Below are 17,886 nucleotides of genomic sequence, written 5' to 3' on the forward strand. Positions count from 1 at the left end.
TTACGTCGACACCGCCCACTCCATGGCCGGACTTCCGCTTCCCGAGGACACCGCGCGAGCACGGTGGATCAGCGGAGAACAGCAGACCCGCGAACGATGGCACCACCTGGTTACGACACGTCGCAATCACCTCGCCGCGACTCGTGAGGCTTTCCACGAATCAGGCCCGGTGCTGATTTCTACATACGCAGATCGCTGGTCAACGAGGCGCGACTACGATCGCCGGTCATGGACTGGCTGGAGCGCACCGCGAAGCTGAGGCAGTGGAGCAGAAACGGGACCCGTGCTCCGCACAAGCCGTTGCTGTTGCTGTACGCCCTCGGTCGGTTCCAGCAGGATGCCGCCGGCGAACTGCGGTACAGCGCGGTGGAGGAGGATCTGCAGCGGCTGCTGACCGAGTACGGTCCGCCGAACAGGACGACTCCGGCCTACCCGTTCCACCACATGGTGAGCGACGGCGTGTGGGAGGTGCGCACCGATCGCGGACCGGGCAGTCCCGGCAGCGGGGTGCGGGAGTTGCGGGCCGCGGGGGCCGCGGGGCGGCTGGCGCCGGAACTGCGGGCGGCGCTGCGGCGTGAGCCGGAGCTGCTCGGCCGTATGGCACGGGTCCTGCTCGACCTGCACTTCCCGCCTTCGCTCCACGGCGACCTGTGCGAAGCCGTCGGCCTGGAACTGGAGCCGGCGGAGACCGGACAGCTCTCGGCCGCCGTGCGGAGGCGGCGGGATCCCCGGATGCGGGAGCGGGTCCTGACGGCCTACGAGTACCGGTGCGCGTTCTGCGGCTACGACGGCAGGATAGGCGCGGTGCCGGTCGGGCTGGAGGCCGCGCACGTGCGCTGGTGGGCGTTCGACGGACCGGACGACGTCGACAACGGACTGTGCCTGTGCTCGCTGCACCACAAGCTCTTCGACAAAGGCGTCCTCGGCATCGGTGACGGTCACCGCATCCTGGTCTCGCAGCTCTTCGTCGGCCACAGCCCCGCCGCCCTCGAACACGTCATCGCGCTCGCCGACCGACCACTCATCGGACCTCAGCCCGGCGCCCACCCCGTCACCGCGATCCACCGTTCCTGGCACACCAGCCAGGTCTTCCACGGCAGCCCACGCCCCGCCCCGGCCACCTGACCGTCGAATCGCCGGCCGCGCCTCACTGGTAAGGAGCGCGATACCAAGAGTATGGTCTCTTGTATGGCGACGAAGAAGGTGACCGTGACGATCCCCGAGGATCTCCTGGACGAGATCCGCGCGGACGCGGCCGAGCGGGGCCTGTCGGCGTACGTCGCGGAGGCGTTGCGCTTCAAGCGCGACCGGGACCGGCTCCTGGAACTGGTCGACTGGCTGCAGGAAGAGCACGGCCCCGTGACCGAGGACGAGCGTGAGGCAGCCCTCGACGAGCTGGAGGATCTCGACGCCGAACACGAGCGGCGCCGCACCTCCGGACAGCGCAACGCCGGAGAGACTGCGTGAAGAAGCGGGTCGGCGAGTACGGGCAGAGGCCGCTCCGTGTCTTCGTCCTGGATTGTGAAGCTCTCTCCCTGGCCGTGCGCGGTGATCGGAAGATGATCGCCTGGCTCGACCTCGCGGCGCGAGGTGAGGCCGAAGTGGTGACGTCACCGATGACCCTGGTCGAGGCGTACGACGGCAGAACGACCGAACAGCGCTGGGACTGGGTACTGTCCCGGCTCCAGGTCGCCGACATCGGGAAGGACGAGGCCCGCCAGGCACGCCGGCTCCTGGCCGACGCCGAGTTGCACGGCCACAAGTACGCGATCGATGCCGTGCTCGCCGTGATCGCGCGACGGCAGAAGGGACAGGTCACCGTCTTCACCTCGGACGTGGACGACCTGGAAAAGCTGGTCCCGGACACGATCGTCGTCAAGAAGGTGTGACCCGACCCGCGCCTCTCGAGGGCCCGCAGCTGGGATGGCACCAGGCCGGGAGCGGGACATGCCGCACGGCTTCAAACCCCGGATCCTGGCCAGGACAGACGCGTCAATCGCCCTACCTGACGGGGCTCTCAACACTCAGTGTCCCGTCAGCTTTCACACGGACTCGGCGCGCTCCCGTGCGTCCTGCGCACCTGCCGCCCTTTTGCTCACGGCCGGGAAACCGAAGAGCTCAGCCTTCAGGTGCCTTTGGTCTACCAGCCGTTGCTACCGGCGCCCTGGCTGGAGCTGTCGTGTGCGCAGGACCTCGAAGGTTCTGCGCACACGACGAAGCGCCCGTGGAAGATTAAGCCACTGAGGCCCGTTCAGACGGCCGGAGGGATCCCCGCTGGGGCGCTCACTTCATCCGCTTCAGGTCTCGGGCGCTCATGCCGAACAGCACATTCGGCTGCGCGTACTTGAAGGTGTAGCCGACGACGAGAGCGGCGGCAATGAACTCGCCGTTGGTGACGTACCTGCGGGTTACCCGCTCCATCACGTGCTTCACGCCGTAGCTGCTGACGGCAGGATTCTTGATCGGCGTGACGTTCTCACGCAGCCACTCGGCCGTCTCCATCACCACGGCCACACCTCCCACCAACTCCTCGCGGCCGGCTGCGAGGTCGGTCCAGCGCTGCTCGGCCGTCTTGCGAAGGGGATCGAAGACGCCGATGCCGAAGGAATTGAGCCGCGGATGCTGCTGCATCACCTCGGCCAAGGCAGCGATCTGTCGGCGGGCCACCAGATACGGCATTCCTGTGACTGTCTGGTGGGCGTGAATCTCAGCCTTGCTGCGACGGTTCCTGGTCATCGTGTGCTCCATCGGACGGGATGCCCCACGTCCACCCCGCCGCGGATACTTGGATGACTTGGCGGAACGCTGCTGCGCGATTCGGGGAACCTTGTCTTCGCCGTCACGATGGACGTGGGCCACCATGACTCGGAGCGGGCAGGCGCGATCTGCCATGCACAGCATATGCCCCAACCCAGCCCCGTCCCGGCAATTCAGGGAGATCCGCTGCCGCCATGCCAGGACCAGCACAAAGGCCACCGAGACCGGCTGCGCCAAGCACGGGGCAGCTCCCCCATCACCACCGAGCGCTACGTCCTCGACCTCGGTTTGCATCCGCGAACCTGAACCCGTCGGTGCAGGCGACCTCATTGACAGGCGCGTGCCCTAGTGGGACGTCGTCGGGTGGGGGCCCTTTTGTGTGAGCGCCGCTGTCACCGCCGTCGCCGCCGTCGTCCCCGCCAGGGTTCCGAGCATGACCAGGGCGACTCCGATCGCGAAGAGGCCGCTCGCGTCGTCCGACCAGTCGTAGTAGGCGGCGACGGTCAGGCCGGCCGTTGTGCCGAGTACGGCGCTCACGGTGTGGCGTCGGGACGCCGCCCAGTACACCGGCGCCGGCAGCGTCAGCGCCAGGCCGATCACCTGCCATGCCTCGTACGGGCCCGTCGTCGAGCCGTCGGGGTGCACGTCGCGGTGCTGGTCCCAGCCCAGCCAGGCCGCCCAGAGTGCCGCCGCCACCACGGCGAGGAGGAAGCCCGGTATCGGGCGGCGGACGAGGTTCGGAAGTCGTTGCTCCATGGCTCCAGGGTTTCGGCTCGCCGGCCCGCCGGCCAGAGCGCACGTACTCAGCTGCGACCGAGTACTTCGGACCGGCGGGCGGGATCGTGCCGTTCGCTCCGGGGCTCAGGCAGCTGGTCAGTCCCCCGACGCCGGTGGTTCGGGTTCGGTCCGCTCAACCGGGCTGCCCGTCAGGTGAGTTCGTGGGCGTTCTCGGTCGCTCTGCCCCGGTGACAGCGGCCCCGCGGGTCGCCGCCCGCGGTGATCTCGTACGGTGACGTCGGTGACGCCCCACCCTCGTGCCCGGCCGGGCTCGTGGTGTCGCCCGGTGTTCTTCGCGAAAGGTCTTTCACGGTGACAGTCAACGCCCCGCGCCAGAGGGTCCGTTCGGTGGCTGTCGGTGCCGCCGGGGGTCGGCCCTGCACGCTGGTCGTGTGCCGGGGGTGCTGCTGCGGCAACCCGCGCAAGTATCCGGGCACCGACCACGAGTGGCAGTTGGAGCGGCTGCGGGCCGGGGCCGAGGCGTCGGGCGGGCGGTTCGCCGTGCGCACGACTGACTGTCTCGGGCCCTGCGACCAGGCCAACGTGATCGTGGTGCAGCCCTCCGCCGCCGGGCGGCAGCGCGGCGGCCGGGCGACCTGGGTCGGCTTCGCCATGGACGACGACTGCACGGAGGAGCTGATCGGCTGGGCCGCGGCCGGGGGCCCCGGCATCGCCGCGCCGCCGACGGCGCTGGAGCTGCAGTTCGTACGGCCGCCGGGCGAGACCCGCGGCCGTGCCCGTTCACGCTCCCGCCGCTGATCCCCGGGACCGGGGGGCCGTCGACGGGCCGGGCGTCCGTCGCGTGGACGAGCCACGTCAGGGTGAGCATGAGTCGAGTCGGCGGCGGGGGTCCCGGAAGGAGTGTCCGGTCGGTTCGGTGATGCGGCGGACACGTCCCGGGGCATGTTCGGCGTGGTCGCGGTGATCCCCGGTTTCGTGTCGCCGCAGGCGTGATCATCGGTGGTGAGTCCGTGCCCGGCGCCCGCACCGGACAACAACATCAGTCAGTACAGGGACACTTGTCCCAGCGGCTGACCGCCGGCCGCGGCCCGCCGGTGTGGAACCGGTGGTGCTCGTGCGGCAGTCTTCTCCTGTGTGGGAAGCCTTCCGAGTCAGAGCGAGCCGCCCGAGACCGTCGCGCACATGGTGGTGTGCGGCGACGACGGTCTCGCGCACCGGCTCGCCGCCGAACTGCGGGGTGTGTACGGCGAGCGCGTGACCCTCGTCGTGCCGCCCGCGGCCCGGCGCGTCCAGCCGCCCGTCGTGGGCCGGACCCGGGCGCCGGGCCTGTTCGACCGGGTGTCCGCCGCCGTCACCCGAGCGGCGGGCAACGGCGACGCGGCGAGTGCCCGTACGACCGGGAACCGGGACGCAGGTACCGCCCGTACGGCGGGGAGCCGGGACGCGGGAGGCGCCCGTACGACCGGGAACCGGGACGCGGGGAGCGCCCGTACGACGGCGGACCGGGACGCGGGCGCGGCTCACGCGGCGGGGCTCCGGGGCCCCGAAGCCGTCCGGGGCGCCGAACCCCCGGGCGCCGAGCGGGTGCTGGAGGCCGCCGAGGCCACCGAGGCCGTGCTCGCCGAGGCGGGGGTGGAGCGGGCCGCCGCGCTGGCGCTGGTGTACGACGACGACGAGACGAACATCCGGGCCGCGCTGACCGCGCGTCGCCTCAACCCCCGGCTGCGGCTGGTGCTGCGGCTCTACAACCGGCGGCTGGGCCAGCACATCGAGGCGCTGCTCGACCAGGCCGCCACACTGGCCGCGGCGGGCGCCGACGAAAGCGCCGGCGGGTTCGACGGCTTCGACGCGTCCACCACCGTCCTGTCCGACGCCGACACGGCCGCGCCCGCGCTCGCCGCGACCGCCGTGGCCGGCACCAGCAAGGTCGTCCAGACGGACGGGCTGCTGCTGCGGGCCGCCGAGCGCCCGCCGCCGGGGCCGGGGCAGGTCGCCGACCCCGGCCTGTGCACGCTGGCGCTGCTGTCCGCGACGACCAGCGACCCGGCCGGCGCCGACGGCTCCGAGAGCAGCGGCGACGAGGGACCCCGGCTGCTGCCCGACCAGGGAGCGGTGGCCGCGGCGACCGGGCGCGGGACCATCGTGCTGGAGACGGTGTCGTACGCCGGGCCACCGCTGCCCGCGGGACGCAGCGTCGTGCCGTTCGCCTCGCTGCTGTCACGGCGGCTGCGATGGTCGTTCGTGGGTCTGGTCGCCTGCGTGGTCGCGCTGGCGGTGGCGTCGATGGCGGTCACCGGGGAGAAACCGGTGCACGCCACGTACCTGACCCTGCTCGACCTCTTCGCGATCAACGACCCGGCGATCGGCAAGCCCCTCGGCCGGCAGCTGCTGCAACTCCTGTCCGGACTCGTCGGGCTGCTGCTCCTCCCGGTGCTGCTCGCCGCGGTGCTGGAGGCGCTCGGCACCTTCCGCAGCGCGTCCGCGGTGCGCCGGCCGCCACGGGGGCTGTCCGGGCACGTGGTGCTGCTCGGGCTCGGCAAGATCGGTACGCGGGTGCTGACCCGGCTGCGGGAGCTGCACATCCCGGTGGTGTGCGTCGAGTCCGACCCGGAGGCACGGGGGCTCGCGACCGCACGGCGGCTGCGGGTGCCGGTGGTGCTCGGTGACGTCACGCAGGAAGGCGTCCTGGAGGCCGCGAAGATCCACCGGGCGCACGCGCTGCTCGCGCTGAGCAGCGCGGACACCACGAACCTCGAAGCGGCCCTGTACGCCAGGTCGTTGCGCCCCGACCTGCGCGTCGTGCTGCGTCTGTACGACGACGACTTCGCGACCGCCGTGTACCGGACCCTGCGGGCCGCACACCCCGGGGCGCTCACCCGCAGCCGCAGCGTCTCGCATCTCGCGGCGCCCGCGTTCGCCGGGGCGATGATGGGGCGGCAGATCCTCGGGGCGATCCCGGTCGAGCGCCGGGTGCTGCTGTTCGCCGCCGTGAGCGTGGGCGGGCATCCGCAGCTGGCGGGGCGGACGGTGGGCGAGGCGTTCCGGGCGGGCGCGTGGCGGGTGCTGGCGCTGGACACGGCGCCGGGGGAACGCCGGGCCGGCCCGGCGGCCTGCCCGGGTGGCTCCGCCCGCGGCGAGCGGCCCTCCGGGCTCGTCTGGGACCTGCCGTCCACGTACGTCCTGCGCCCCGAGGACCGGGTGGTGCTGGCGGCCACCCGGCGTGGTCTCGCGGAACTGCTGGGGCGCCGCCCCCTGGATCGGGCGGGGACCTGACCGGCTCCCCGTCGGCAGCGGCCCCGTCGGCGGCTGTCCTCGCCTGCAACTGAGTCGGACCGGGGCCGGTCGACCCCCGAGCCGCCAACCCGTCCACAGCTGCCACAAGCCCCCGGCGAACGGCCCCCGCGAGCCCCGCCCGCCGACCACTGCCAACCCCGCCCCCGGCGATGAGCGCCACCCGGCGCCCGCCCCGAGCGCCGGTCGCCCCGCCCGCCGCCGTCCCGGCCCACCCCCGAGGCGCCCCCGCGCGAAGACCACCCCCCGAGGCGCCCCCGCGCGAACACCTACCCGAGGTGCCGCCGCGCGAAGTCCAGTTCCAGTCTCACCTGCTTGATGCGCTCCTCCACGACGAGTGACCCGTGGCCCGCGTCGTAGCGGTAGACCTCGTGCACGGCGTCGCGGGCGGCGAGGCGCTCGACGTAGTTGTCGACCTGGCGGATGGGGCAGCGCGGGTCGTTGACCCCGGCGGAGATGTAGACGGGGACCTTGACCGCGTCGACGTACGTCAGCGGGGAGGAGGCCTCGAAGCGCTCGGGGACCTCCTCGGGGGTGCCGCCGAGCAGCGTGCGGTCCATCGCCTTCAGGGCCTCCATCTCGTCGTGGTAGGCCGTCACGTAGTCGGCGACCGGGACGGCGGCGATGCCGAGGGTCCACGCGTCCGGCTGTGTGCCGAGGCCGAGCAGCGTGAGGTAGCCGCCCCAGGAACCGCCGGTGAGGACGATGCGGGAGGGGTCCGCGAGGCCGGACGTCACCGCCCACTCGCGGACGGCGGCGATGTCCTCGAGCTCGATCAGACCGACGCGCTGCTTGAGCGCGTCCGTCCACGCGCGGCCGTACCCCGTGGAGCCCCGGTAGTTGACCCGGACCACCGCGTACCCGTGGTCCACCCAGGCTGCCGGGCCTGCCGCGAAGGAGTCGCTGTCGTGCCAGGTCGGGCCGCCGTGGATGTCGAAGACGGTGGGCAGGGGGCCGGTCGTCCCCGCCGGCCTCTGCACCAGGGCGTGGATGCGTCCGCCGGGGCCGTCCACCCAGACGTCCTCCACGGGCACGGATCCCGGGGACTTCATGCCGGGCGGGTCCAGGACGACGTCACCGGTGGTCGAGCGCACCGCCGACGGCTCGGCCGCCGACGACCACAGGTACTCCACGGTGCCGTCGGGGCGGGCGGTCGCACCCGACACCGTGCCCGGCGGCGAGGGCACCCGGGTCAGCTCGCGGCTCACCAGGTCGTACCGGAAGAGCTCGCTGCGGGCCTCGAAGCTGTGCCAGACGAGGAGCGCGGAGCCGTCGGGATACCACTCGGCGCCGACGTCACCGGGCAGGTCCAGGGCCAGGTCGGTCTGCTCGCCGGTCGTCACGTCCCACACCAGCGGCTCCCAGCGACCGCGCCGCTGGTGCCCGATGAGCAGCCGCGCGTCCCCCTCGACCGGGGCGAAGCCGAGCACCTCGAGGCCGAGCTCGACGGTGCCGCCCTCGGTGTCGTCGAGCTCGGCGACGGGGGCTCCGTCGGGCCGCAGCACGCGCAGCGCGGAATGCATCGCGTCGCCGTGCTCGGTGTGCTCGACGGCGATCAGGGAGCCGTCGTGGGAGAGGTCACCGACACCGGCGGACTCGCGGTGCCGGTAGATCTCCAGGGGGGCCTCGCCGGTCCTGGCGAGGTGGATCGTGGAGCCGTCCTCGTCGGTGGAGCGGCCCACGACCGCCGTACGCCCGTCCCTGCCGAGGGCCAGGCCCGACGGGTAGGACGGCTCGAGGCCGGGGACGGCGGCCTGGTCGGGGCCGCCGCCGAAGGGCTGGCGCCGCCAGACGCCGAACTCGTCGCCGTCCTTGTCGTCGAACCACCAGATCCACTCGCCGTCCGGCGAGAGCACGCCGTCCGTCGTGCCGTTCGGCCGGTCGGTGACCTGGCGCTGCTCCCCCGTTTCGCGGTCCCACGCGTACAGCTCGTACGTCCCCGTCGCGTTCGAGACGAACAGCGCGCGGTGCGGGGCGTCCTCCGCCCAGTCCGGCAGGGACACCCGTGGTGCCCGGAAGCGCTTCTCCCAGTCGGGCATCTCCACGCCGGCCTGCGTGGACCCCTGCTCCTGCGTGGTCCCGTTGCTCTCAGTCATGGCCCCATAGTGCCTGGCCCGTCCGACAGCGCGCCGAGGAGTCCCTCAGCCTGTGGAAAACTCCCGCCACGGCCGGGACGCCGAGAGGGAAGGGACCCACCCCGCGGCCCGCCTCCGCGCCGCGGCCCCGTACCGTTGACGGCGTGTACCGGTTTCTGCTGACGCCCCGCTGGTGGGGGATCAACGTCTTCGTGCTGTTGGCCATCCCCTTCTGCGTCTTCATGGGGTCGTGGCAGCTGGGCCGGTTCGAGGACCGGGTGCAGGACCACCGGACGGCGACCGAGCAGGCCGCGTCCGCCGAGAGCCAGCCGGCCCGCCCCCTGGACGAGCTGCTGCCCGTGGACCGCGACACGTCCGGCGCCCGGGCCACCGCCACCGGCCGGTACGGCAGGCAGCTGCTGGTGCCCGGCCGGGAACTGGACGGCAGGCGCGGCTACTACGTGCTGACGCTGCTGCGGACCGACGCCGGCCGGGCGCTGCCCGTGGTCCGGGGCTGGCTGCCCGGCGAGGCGGACCCGGCGAAGGTCCCGGCCGCGCCCGCCGGCCAGGTCACCGTGACCGGCGCCCTCCAGGCGTCCGAGAGCCCCGGGGCGAACGGCGCCGGCGGCGGCCTGCCCGCCGGCCAGACCGGCGCGATCAGCACCGCGTCGCTGGTGAACCTCGTGCCGTACGACGTGTACGACGCCTGGATCACCCTGGACCGCGCGGACGGCGGGATGCGGGCGGTGCCCGCGACCGCGCCCGAGGGCACGGGCCTGGACCTGAAGGCGTTCCAGAACCTCGGCTACACCGGCGAGTGGTTCGTCTTCGCGGGCTTCGTCGTCTTCATGTGGTTCCGGCTGCTGCGCCGTGAGGCGGAGTTCGCCCGGGACGCGGCGCTGGGCCTGGTCCCGGACGAGGAGCCCGCCGGGCGGAACGCTCAGGAACCGGCGAGCAGCCCCGTCCAGTAGACCGTCCCCGCGCAGGCGTTGGGCACCACGGTCGAAGCCGAGGGAGCCCCGCCGGGCGCCGTGTGCGACACCACGACCTTGCCGTCGACGGTGTCCTCCCTGACCATCTGCGTCGAGACGCCGGAGTCGGTGGAGGTGCCGCCGCCGCTGTCCGCCGTACCGCCCGAGGGTGTCGGGTCCGGCGAGGGGTCGCCGCCGCCGACGGGGGGACACGCCTGCGAGGGCACCCAGGCGAACTTCACCACGTACGAGCCGCCGGGCCGGAGCACCAGGGTGGCGGCCTCCTGGGACGGGTCGGGCAGCGCCGGGGCCCCGTCACCCGCCGCGTGCCGCATCGCCGCGGTCTTCGACGGGTCCGCGGCACCCGTCGCGGTGGCGCCCACGCTGCCGGGGCCGGTCACGGTGCAGTCGGTGCCGGAGATGTTGGAGACGGAGAAGCTGCCGTAGACCGCGCCGGCCGCGTCCGGGGCGCCCGCCGAAGCCGTGGGGCCGCCGAGCTGCGCGGCCGTGCAGGGCGCGGCGCCCGCCGCGGAGGCGCTCGGGGCGGCGCCGCCGGTGACGCCGCTGCCGGCGCCCTTGCCCTTGTCCTGCTTGCCCTTTTCCTTCGTGCCCTTGTCCTTGGACTTGCCGGAGGGGCCGCTCGTGCCGCCGCCGTGGCCGTCCTCGCCCTTGCCTTCGCTCTGCCCGCCCTGCGTCGCCTGGCTGTTGCCCACGACGGAGGGGTGGGCGTCCGACCCTGTCGCATTCGAGACGTGGACCAGGGCCGGGACGGCGGTGCCGATGAAGAGCGCGGCGGCCGCCATGCCGACCATCGCCTGGCGCTTGCGGGCGCGCCGGGCCGGCACAGCCCGGCGCAGGTGGTCCAGGGTGCCGTCGGCCGGTTCGATCTCCTCGACGGCGCTGTGCAGCAGCCTGCGCAGCGCCAGTTCGTCGGAGCCGAGCCCTTCGGGGCCCTGTTCTTCGGGGCCGTGGTTCACAGTTCCGTTCCCAGCGTGCGATTGCGTGTGATCGTGCTCGGGGCGCCGCTCGTGGTGCTCGCTCATGCCGGTGCCTCCATGGCGACGCGCAGCGCCGCGATGCCGCGCGAGCCGTACGCCTTGACGGACCCGAGCGATATCCCCAGCGTGTCGGCGACCTGGGCCTCGGTCATGTCCGCGAAGTAGCGCAGCACCAGCACCTCGCGCTGCCTGCGCTGGAGGCCCTTCATCGCCTTGATCAGGGCGTCCCGCTCCAGCAGGTCGTACGCGCCCTCCTCGGCGCTCGCCATGTCCGGCATGGGCTTGGAGAGCAGCTTCAGGCCGAGGATGCGCCGGCGCAGCGCGGACCGGGAGAGGTTCACGACGGTCTGCCGAAGGTAGGCGAGCGTCTTCTCGGGGTCCCGGACGCGTTTGCGTGCCGAGTGCACCCGGATGAAGGCCTCCTGGACGACGTCCTCGCAGGACGCGGTGTCGTCGAGCAGAAGTGCTGCCAGACCGAGGAGCGAGCGGTAGTGCGCGCGGTAGGTCTCGGTCAGGTGGTCGACGGTGGTGCCCGCCGCCGTGGTGTCCTCGGCGCCGTCGCGCTGGTTCGGTATGCGGGCCTGCCGCGTCGCGGGCATGGGGGCGATCACCGGCATGCCGCCGGGCGCGCCGGGACTGCGGGGTCGGCGGGGTGGACGCAGGGCGGTGCCCCTCGTCTGTACCGCGGTGAAATCGAGTACCTCTGCCACGCCAGTTGGACACGTCTGCCCCCGTCAGGGTTGTACGCGTCAGGCATCGCATTTGCGTCAGGCACCCCGTTTGACATGGTGTCAAATGCCCTCATGCGTACCAGCTCTTCCCTTGTGCCCCGTGTGCCGTGAAGTTCGGACGCGCCGAAGTGCGTCCGCAAAGACGCTCCCCGCCCTCCGCGCGGTTGCGGAGAACGGGGGGAAGAATCTTCGGACGGCCGGCCGGTCCGTTTCAAGTGGTCCGGACCATTTGCCGAGCCACAGTTCCGGCACGATCTGCACAGATCCTACAAACGAACGCGTCGCCGGCCGACGGAATTTGCGGCCCCGGGGCGCCCGGAGCGTCAGACCTGCGTGCCGGCGGGGGCGGGGGACCTGCGTGCCGGCGGGAGCGGGGGACCTACGCGCCGGTGATCTCCGCCGCCACCAGCTCCGCGATCTGCGCCGTGTTCAGGGCGGCGCCCTTGCGGAGGTTGTCGCCGCAGACGAACAGTTCGAGCGCCGTGGGGTCGTCGAGCGACCGGCGCACCCGTCCCACCCAGGTCGGGTCGGTGCCCACCACGTCGGCGGGGGTGGGGAACTCACCGGCGGCCGGGTTGTCGAAGAGGACGACCCCGGGGGCGGTGGCGAGGATCTCGCGGGCCTTGTCGACGGTGACCTCGCCCTCGAAGCGGGCGTGGACGGTCAGCGAGTGCGTGGTCACGACGGGGACGCGTACGCACGTCACGGCGACCTTCAGTGACGGCAGGCCGAGGATCTTGCGGGACTCGTCGCGGACCTTCATCTCCTCGGAGGACCAGCCGTCGTCCGCCAGGGACCCGGCCCACGGCACCACGTTGAGCGCCACCGGCTCCGGGAACGGCCCGGTGTTGTCCCCCACGGCCCGCCGTACGTCACCGGGCTTGGTCCCCAGGTCCGTGCCGGCGACGAGCGCGAGCTGCTGCCGGAGCGTGTCGATCCCGGACCGCCCGGCGCCGCTCACCGCCTGGTAACTGGAGACGACCAGCTCACGCAGGCCGAACTCGGCGTGCAGCGCGCCCAGCGCGACGATCATGGACAGGGTGGTGCAGTTCGGGTTGGCGATGATCCCGCGGGGCCGCAGCCGGACCGTGTGCGCGTTGACCTCGGGCACGACGAGGGGGACGTCGGGGTCCATCCGGAAGGCTGCGGAGTTGTCGACCACGATCACGCCCTTGGCGGCGGCGATGGGCGCCCACTGGGCCGCCACCTCGTCGGGCACGTCGAACATGGCGACGGCGACGCCGTCGAAGGCGGCCTCGGTGAGCGCCACGACCTCGACCTCCTCGCCGCGCACGGTCAGCTTGCGGCCGGCCGAGCGCGGCGAGGCGATCAGGCGGATCTCGCCCCAGATGTCCGCGTGCTGGGACAGGATCTGGAGCATGACGGTGCCGACGGAGCCGGTCGCTCCCACGACCGCGAGCGTCGGCCGCCCGCTCCGCGACCCGGACGGGGACATCAGCGGCCCGTGCCTCCGTAGACGACGGCCTCGTCGCTGTCGGAGTCGAGACCGAAGGCGGTGTGCACGGCGCGCACGGCCTCGTTCACGTCGTCGGCGCGGGTGACCACGGAGATGCGGATCTCGGACGTCGAGATCAGCTCGATGTTCACCCCGGCGTCGCTGAGTGCTTCGAAGAAGCCCGCCGTGACGCCCGGGTTGGTCTTCATGCCGGCGCCGACCAGCGAGATCTTGCCGATCTGGTCGTCGTAGCGCAGCGAGTCGAAGCCGATCTTGTCCTTGGCCTTCTCCAGCGCGTCGATGGCCTTGCGGCCCTCGGTCTTGGGGAGGGTGAAGGAGATGTCCGTCAGGCCCGTGGCGGCGGCGGATACGTTCTGCACGACCATGTCGATGTTGATCTCGGCGTCGGCGATGGCGCGGAAGATCGAGGCGGCCTCGCCGGGCTTGTCCGGGACGCCGACGACCGTGACCTTGGCCTCGGAGGTGTCGTGAGCGACACCGGAGATGATGGCCTGCTCCACCTTCTGGTCCCCTTGCTTCGGCTCGTTGCTGACCCAGGTGCCCTGCAGTCCGCTGAAGGACGAGCGCACGTGGATCGGGATGTTGTAGCGGCGGGCGTACTCCACGCAGCGGTGGAGGAGCACCTTGGAGCCGGAGGCGGCGAGCTCCAGCATGTCCTCGAAGGAGATCCAGTCGATCTTCTTCGCCTTCTTCACCACGCGCGGGTCGGCGGTGAAGACGCCGTCCACGTCGGTGTAGATCTCGCAGACCTCGGCGTCGAGCGCCGCGGCGAGGGCGACGGCGGTCGTGTCGGAGCCGCCGCGTCCGAGGGTGGTGATGTCCTTCTTGTCCTGCGAGACGCCCTGGAACCCGGCGACGATGGCGATGTTGCCCTCGTCGAGCGCCGTCCTGATCCGGCCCGGCGTGACGTCGATGATCCGCGCTTTGTTGTGGACCGAGTCGGTGATGACACCCGCCTGGCTGCCCGTGAACGACTGGGCGCTGTGGCCCAGGTTTTTGATCGCCATCGCCAGCAGGGCCATGGAGATCCGCTCCCCGGCGGTCAGCAGCATGTCGAACTCTCGTCCGCTGGGCATCGGAGATACCTGCTCGGCGAGATCGATCAGCTCGTCCGTCGTGTCGCCCATCGCGGAAACGACCACGACCACCTGGTGGCCGTTCTTCTTCGCTTCCACGATCCGCTTGGCGACGCGCTTGATGCCCTCGGCATCGGCTACGGAGGAGCCTCCGTACTTCTGCACGACAAGGCCCACGTGCGCTCCTCGCTCAATCCGTCTCTGCACCGCACAACTGCGGTCGGCTCAGTCTATCGAGCGGCCGGAATTCCCCTTCCCGGTATCGCATGGTGAGATGTCCCGCTCAACACATGATCACCGGGCCGGTCTTCCGGCCGCTCCAGGACGGCACCTGCCCGATGCCGGCGCGGGTCACTCGCAAAGTGCGCCGTGTCACAGGGGGGGGCGGTGCGGGCCGCGCAGACCCGCGGGGGCGGTGCGGGGCCTGGCAGACCGGCGGGCGGCCGGCGGGTCCTGGCAGACCCGCGGGCGGCGCCCGGCCCGGGCCGTCACTTGAGCTCGCGCAGCCCCAGCGGTCCGCCGATCTCCTCGGCCATGACCCGGCCGGCCTCCTCGGCGAGGGCGTCCTCGCTCAGGTCCTGGTCGGTGTCGAGGCCGTCCAGCTCCTGGAGGGGCTGGTTCAGCCGCACGTGCGCCACCAGCGACTGGAGGGCGCGCAGCGCCGCCGACGCGGTGGAACCCCAGTTGGAGAAGTACGAGAACTGCCACCACCAGAGCGCCTCGGTGGTACGGCCCGCGCGGTAGTGGGCCATGCCGTGCCGGAGGTCCGCCATGACGTCGACCAGGTCGTCGGAGATGCGCGCCGGGACCGGGGCCTTGCGGGGCTCGTACGGGTCGAAGACCTCGGAGTAGACGTCGACCGGGTCGAGCATGGCCGCGAGGCGCAGGCGCAGGTCGTCCACGTCGGGCTCGGGGCCCATGTCCGGCTCGTAGCGCTCGTCGGGGAGGATGTCCTCGTGCGCGCCGAGGCGGCCGCCGGCCAGCAGCAGCTGGGAGACCTCCAGCAGGAGGAAGGGCACGGCCGAGTCCGGCTCGTCGCCCTTGGCGACCTCGGTCACGGCGACCAGGAAGCTCTCGATCTGATCCGCGATCTGGACCGCGAAGTCAGCGGGATCGGGAGTCGTCGCATGCAGCATGGCGTCAGACATCTAGGAGTCGTCTCCCCTCGAAGGCGCGGCCGAGTGTGACCTCGTCCGCGTATTCCAGGTCGCCGCCCACAGGGAGGCCGCTGGCCAGGCGGGTGACCTTGAGGCCCATGGGCTTGATCATGCGGGCGAGATACGTGGCCGTGGCCTCGCCCTCCAGGTTCGGGTCCGTGGCGAGGATCAGCTCGGTGACCGTGCCGTCGGCCAGCCGCGCCAGCAGCTCCCTTATCCGCAGGTCGTCCGGGCCGACGCCCTCGATCGGGCTGATCGCGCCGCCCAGGACGTGGTACTTGCCCCGGAACTCACGCGTCCGCTCGACCGCGACGACGTCCTTCGGCTCCTCGACCACGCAGATGACCGAGAGGTCGCGGCGCGGGTCGCGGCAGATGTTGCACAGCTCCTCCTGCGCGACGTTGCCGCAGGTGGCGCAGAAGCGGACCTTCGCCTTGACCTCCATGAGGCACTGCGCGAGCCGGCGGACGTCCGTCGGCTCGGCCTGCAGGATGTGGAAGGCGATCCGCTGCGCGCTCTTGGGACCGACGCCGGGCAGCCGCCCGAGCTCGTCGATGAGGTCCTGGACCACGCCTTCGTACAACGGACTGCCTTTCCTGTGCTTCGTCGGTACGCATCAGTGTCCTGGTACGTACGGTAGTTGGCCGCCGCCGGTCTCCGATAGGCGGGCCGGGCCCCGATACGGCGGGCCCGGCCTCGCCGCCCGTCAGAAGGGCAGACCGGGGATGCCGCTGCCGCCGCCGAGCCCCTGGGTGAGCGGGCCCAGCTTCTGCTGCTGGAGCGTCGACGCGTTCTCGTTGGCCGCGTGGACGGCCGCGACGACCAGGTCGGCGAGGGTCTCCGTGTCCTCCGGGTCCACGGCCTTCGGGTCGATCCTCAGCGCCCTGAGCTCGCCGGAGCCCGTCACGGTCGCCTTCACCAGGCCGCCGCCCGCCTGGCCTTCGACCTCGGTGCGCGCCAGTTCCTCCTGCGCGGTCGCGAGGTCCTGCTGCATCTTCTGGGCCTGCTGGAGCAGCTGCTGCATATTGGGCTGGCCACCACCGGGAATCACGATCAGCTCCTGGTTTCGTACGGCTGTATGGGCGAGGGTTTCCCGCTGGCACGAGCCTACGTGGTCGGGGGGGCGGCCGCCCAAGCACTCTTTCGGGTGAGGCGGCCCGGAATCCTATACCTGATCAAGGCCCACTTCCGGGCGGAACAGCCCTGAAACCCGGTCCATCGCCACCCATTGGGCGGTAGGAAAGGGTCCGGCGCTCCAGCATCAGCCGTCACAGGCCATCGAGCAGCCGTCACGCAACGTCAGCAGTAGGGAGTGCCGGGTGAGCCAGCCGGAGATGCCGCCCGAGGGGCCGCCCCGGGACGGAGGGGGCGAGGACGCCGCGGGTCCCCGGCCGGGCGACCTCGGCGGACGCGCGTTTCCGCTCGGCGACTGGGGAGAGCCCGCGGAGCGTCTCCACGAGCTGTATCTGTGGGTGGAGCGGGGCGCGCTGGACACGGCGTCCTGGTATCTCGCGGACCGCGTGTGGAAGCGGCGCGGGGCGCGGGCGCTGCGGACCGGGGCGGCGGCGGGCGCGGTGACCGGCGCGGCGCTGCCGCTGCTCGACCTCACCAGGGTGGTGGGCGGGGTCGCCGCCTGGGGGTATCTGACGCTGCTCCTCGCGGTCGCGTGCGTGGCCGGCGACCGGTTCTTCGGGTTCACGTCCGGCTGGATGAGGGACGTGGCGACGGCGCAGGCCGTACTGCGCCGACTTCAGGTGCTCCAGTTCGACTGGGCGTCCGAGAGCGTGCGCGAGGTGCTCGGGCCCACCGAGGGGACGGCCGGGGAGGCGGCGGAGCGGTGCCTCGGGGTGCTGCGGCGGTTCTCCGAGGACGTGACCGAGCTGGTCCGGACGGAGACGGCGGACTGGATGGTGGAGTTCCGCACGGGGGCGTCGGCACCGCTGGGGATGCAGGCGTCCGTGGCCGGGACGCCCCGGGTGGACGGAACCCCGCAGAACCGGTTCCCGCTGCCGCCGGGTGTCCGGCCGAACATGCCCAGGCAACGCCCACCGGAGCCGCGGTGACCTCCGCCGGAGCGGCGGTGCCGTTCCGGGGTGACCTTCGGGACCCCGGGGGTGCGACCCTCCGGGGCCCCGGCGGTGTGACCGGCGCGGGGAGGCGGGGGGCGCCGCGCCGGGGGCCGGGCGCGCGGCAGGCGCCGGGTACGGCGCGTGGGAGCCACCCTGCGGGGGCAGGGCGCACGCGGCGGGTGCCGCAGGGTGCCGGGTACGGCGCAGGCCTGGGGGCCGCCCTGCCGGGACCGGATACGCGGCAGGCGTGGGAGCCGCCTGCCCGAGAGGGCGGCACGCGGCAGACGCCAGGCACGGCGGAGGCTTGGGCGCCACCCTGCCCGCGAGGCCGGACGCGCGGCAGGCGCGGCAGACACCGGGTACGGCACAGGCGCCGGGGCCACCCTGCCCCGGGGGCCGACGCGCGACAGCCGCGGCGCCACCTCGCTCGAGAGGGCGGCACGCGGCAGATGCCGCAGGCGCCGGGTACGGCACGGGCGTGGGAGCCACCCCGCCCGGGGACCCGGCGCGCAGCAGGCGCGGCGAGCGTCGCCTCGTCCTCCCTCG

The 17,886-nt window shown here is 72.5% G+C and carries 17 protein-coding genes; 7 read left to right on the top strand and 10 right to left on the bottom strand.

Annotated elements, in window-relative coordinates; genetic code table 11:
• Positions 1-228 precede the first annotated feature (228 nt).
• The 3 genes from AC069T_RS30865 (at position 229) to AC069T_RS30875 (ending at position 1,889) form a co-directional block, all read left to right on the top strand.
• Positions 229-1,125, top strand: a complete 897-nt coding sequence (locus AC069T_RS30865; protein ID WP_478785871.1) for a phosphorothioated DNA-binding restriction endonuclease — start codon at positions 229-231, stop codon at positions 1,123-1,125.
• A gap of 63 nt (positions 1,126-1,188) precedes the next feature.
• Positions 1,189-1,467 carry a CopG family transcriptional regulator gene (locus AC069T_RS30870; RefSeq protein ID WP_478785872.1) on the top strand — a complete coding sequence of 93 codons (279 nt, stop codon included), beginning with the start codon at positions 1,189-1,191 and terminating at the stop codon, positions 1,465-1,467.
• Entirely contained in the window at positions 1,464-1,889 is a 426-nt protein-coding gene (locus tag AC069T_RS30875; RefSeq protein WP_478785873.1) for a PIN domain-containing protein, read from the top strand. The genes AC069T_RS30870 and AC069T_RS30875 overlap by 4 nt, the downstream gene beginning before the upstream one ends.
• 394 nt (positions 1,890-2,283) lie before the next feature.
• On the opposite strand, the gene AC069T_RS30880 is transcribed toward AC069T_RS30875, so the two are convergent.
• Together AC069T_RS30880 and AC069T_RS30885 are read right to left on the bottom strand one after the other, a co-directional pair.
• Positions 2,284-2,736, bottom strand: a complete 453-nt coding sequence (locus AC069T_RS30880) for a hypothetical protein (protein ID WP_478785874.1) — start codon at positions 2,734-2,736, stop codon at positions 2,284-2,286.
• Positions 2,737-3,102: 366 nt separating this feature from the next.
• Positions 3,103-3,513, bottom strand: coding sequence for a hypothetical protein (locus AC069T_RS30885; RefSeq protein ID WP_478785875.1), 411 nt, complete (start codon positions 3,511-3,513; stop codon positions 3,103-3,105).
• Between the two features lie 369 nt (positions 3,514-3,882).
• Here AC069T_RS30885 and AC069T_RS30890 point away from each other — a divergent pair, with 369 nt between their 5' ends.
• Both AC069T_RS30890 and AC069T_RS30895 read left to right on the top strand, forming a co-directional pair.
• On the top strand, positions 3,883-4,293 hold the full coding sequence (locus tag AC069T_RS30890; RefSeq protein WP_478785876.1) for a (2Fe-2S) ferredoxin domain-containing protein: 411 nt from the start codon (positions 3,883-3,885) through the stop codon (positions 4,291-4,293).
• Positions 4,294-4,677: 384 nt separating this feature from the next.
• Positions 4,678-6,768, top strand: coding sequence for an NAD-binding protein (locus tag AC069T_RS30895; protein WP_478785922.1), 2,091 nt, complete (start codon positions 4,678-4,680; stop codon positions 6,766-6,768).
• A gap of 287 nt (positions 6,769-7,055) precedes the next feature.
• On the opposite strand, the gene AC069T_RS30900 is transcribed toward AC069T_RS30895, so the two are convergent.
• A complete protein-coding gene (locus AC069T_RS30900; protein ID WP_478785877.1) occupies positions 7,056-8,882 on the bottom strand; it encodes a S9 family peptidase in 1,827 nt (608 codons plus the stop codon).
• A gap of 143 nt (positions 8,883-9,025) precedes the next feature.
• Here AC069T_RS30900 and AC069T_RS30905 point away from each other — a divergent pair, with 143 nt between their 5' ends.
• Complete coding sequence (locus AC069T_RS30905; RefSeq protein WP_478785878.1) at positions 9,026-9,832, top strand: SURF1 family protein; 807 nt, start codon at positions 9,026-9,028, stop codon at positions 9,830-9,832.
• On the opposite strand, the gene AC069T_RS30910 is transcribed toward AC069T_RS30905, so the two are convergent.
• The 7 genes from AC069T_RS30910 to AC069T_RS30940 all read right to left on the bottom strand — a co-directional run bounded on the left by AC069T_RS30910 (position 9,802) and on the right by AC069T_RS30940 (position 16,322).
• Positions 9,802-10,875, bottom strand: a complete 1,074-nt coding sequence (locus AC069T_RS30910; protein ID WP_478785879.1) for a hypothetical protein — start codon at positions 10,873-10,875, stop codon at positions 9,802-9,804. The two genes, AC069T_RS30905 and AC069T_RS30910, sit on opposite strands and share 31 nt — an antisense overlap.
• Positions 10,872-11,540, bottom strand: a complete 669-nt coding sequence (locus AC069T_RS30915) for a SigE family RNA polymerase sigma factor (RefSeq protein ID WP_478785880.1) — start codon at positions 11,538-11,540, stop codon at positions 10,872-10,874. Before AC069T_RS30915 ends, AC069T_RS30910 begins: the two co-directional genes overlap by 4 nt.
• 400 nt (positions 11,541-11,940) lie before the next feature.
• Positions 11,941-13,017, bottom strand: coding sequence for an aspartate-semialdehyde dehydrogenase (locus AC069T_RS30920; protein ID WP_478785881.1), 1,077 nt, complete (start codon positions 13,015-13,017; stop codon positions 11,941-11,943).
• Positions 13,017-14,291 carry an aspartate kinase gene (locus AC069T_RS30925; RefSeq protein ID WP_358852928.1) on the bottom strand — a complete coding sequence of 425 codons (1,275 nt, stop codon included), beginning with the start codon at positions 14,289-14,291 and terminating at the stop codon, positions 13,017-13,019. The genes AC069T_RS30920 and AC069T_RS30925 overlap by 1 nt, the downstream gene beginning before the upstream one ends.
• Positions 14,292-14,602: 311 nt before the next feature.
• Positions 14,603-15,262, bottom strand: coding sequence for a DUF5063 domain-containing protein (locus AC069T_RS30930; RefSeq protein WP_478785882.1), 660 nt, complete (start codon positions 15,260-15,262; stop codon positions 14,603-14,605).
• A complete protein-coding gene (gene recR, locus AC069T_RS30935; protein ID WP_356133870.1) occupies positions 15,255-15,854 on the bottom strand; it encodes a recombination mediator RecR in 600 nt (199 codons plus the stop codon). The genes AC069T_RS30930 and recR overlap by 8 nt, the downstream gene beginning before the upstream one ends.
• 123 nt (positions 15,855-15,977) lie before the next feature.
• Positions 15,978-16,322 (bottom strand): YbaB/EbfC family nucleoid-associated protein, encoded by a 345-nt coding sequence (locus AC069T_RS30940; protein ID WP_358852930.1) that lies wholly within the window; start codon positions 16,320-16,322, stop codon positions 15,978-15,980.
• 268 nt (positions 16,323-16,590) lie between these two features.
• Between AC069T_RS30940 and AC069T_RS30945 the strand changes: the two genes are divergently transcribed.
• The gene (locus tag AC069T_RS30945; RefSeq protein WP_478785883.1) at positions 16,591-17,334 is read left to right on the top strand and encodes an SLATT domain-containing protein; all 744 of its coding nucleotides are present in this window, start codon (positions 16,591-16,593) and stop codon (positions 17,332-17,334) included.
• The last annotated feature ends 552 nt before the right edge of the window (positions 17,335-17,886 follow it).

This window comes from Streptomyces sp. NPDC043867 (assembly GCF_056435845.1).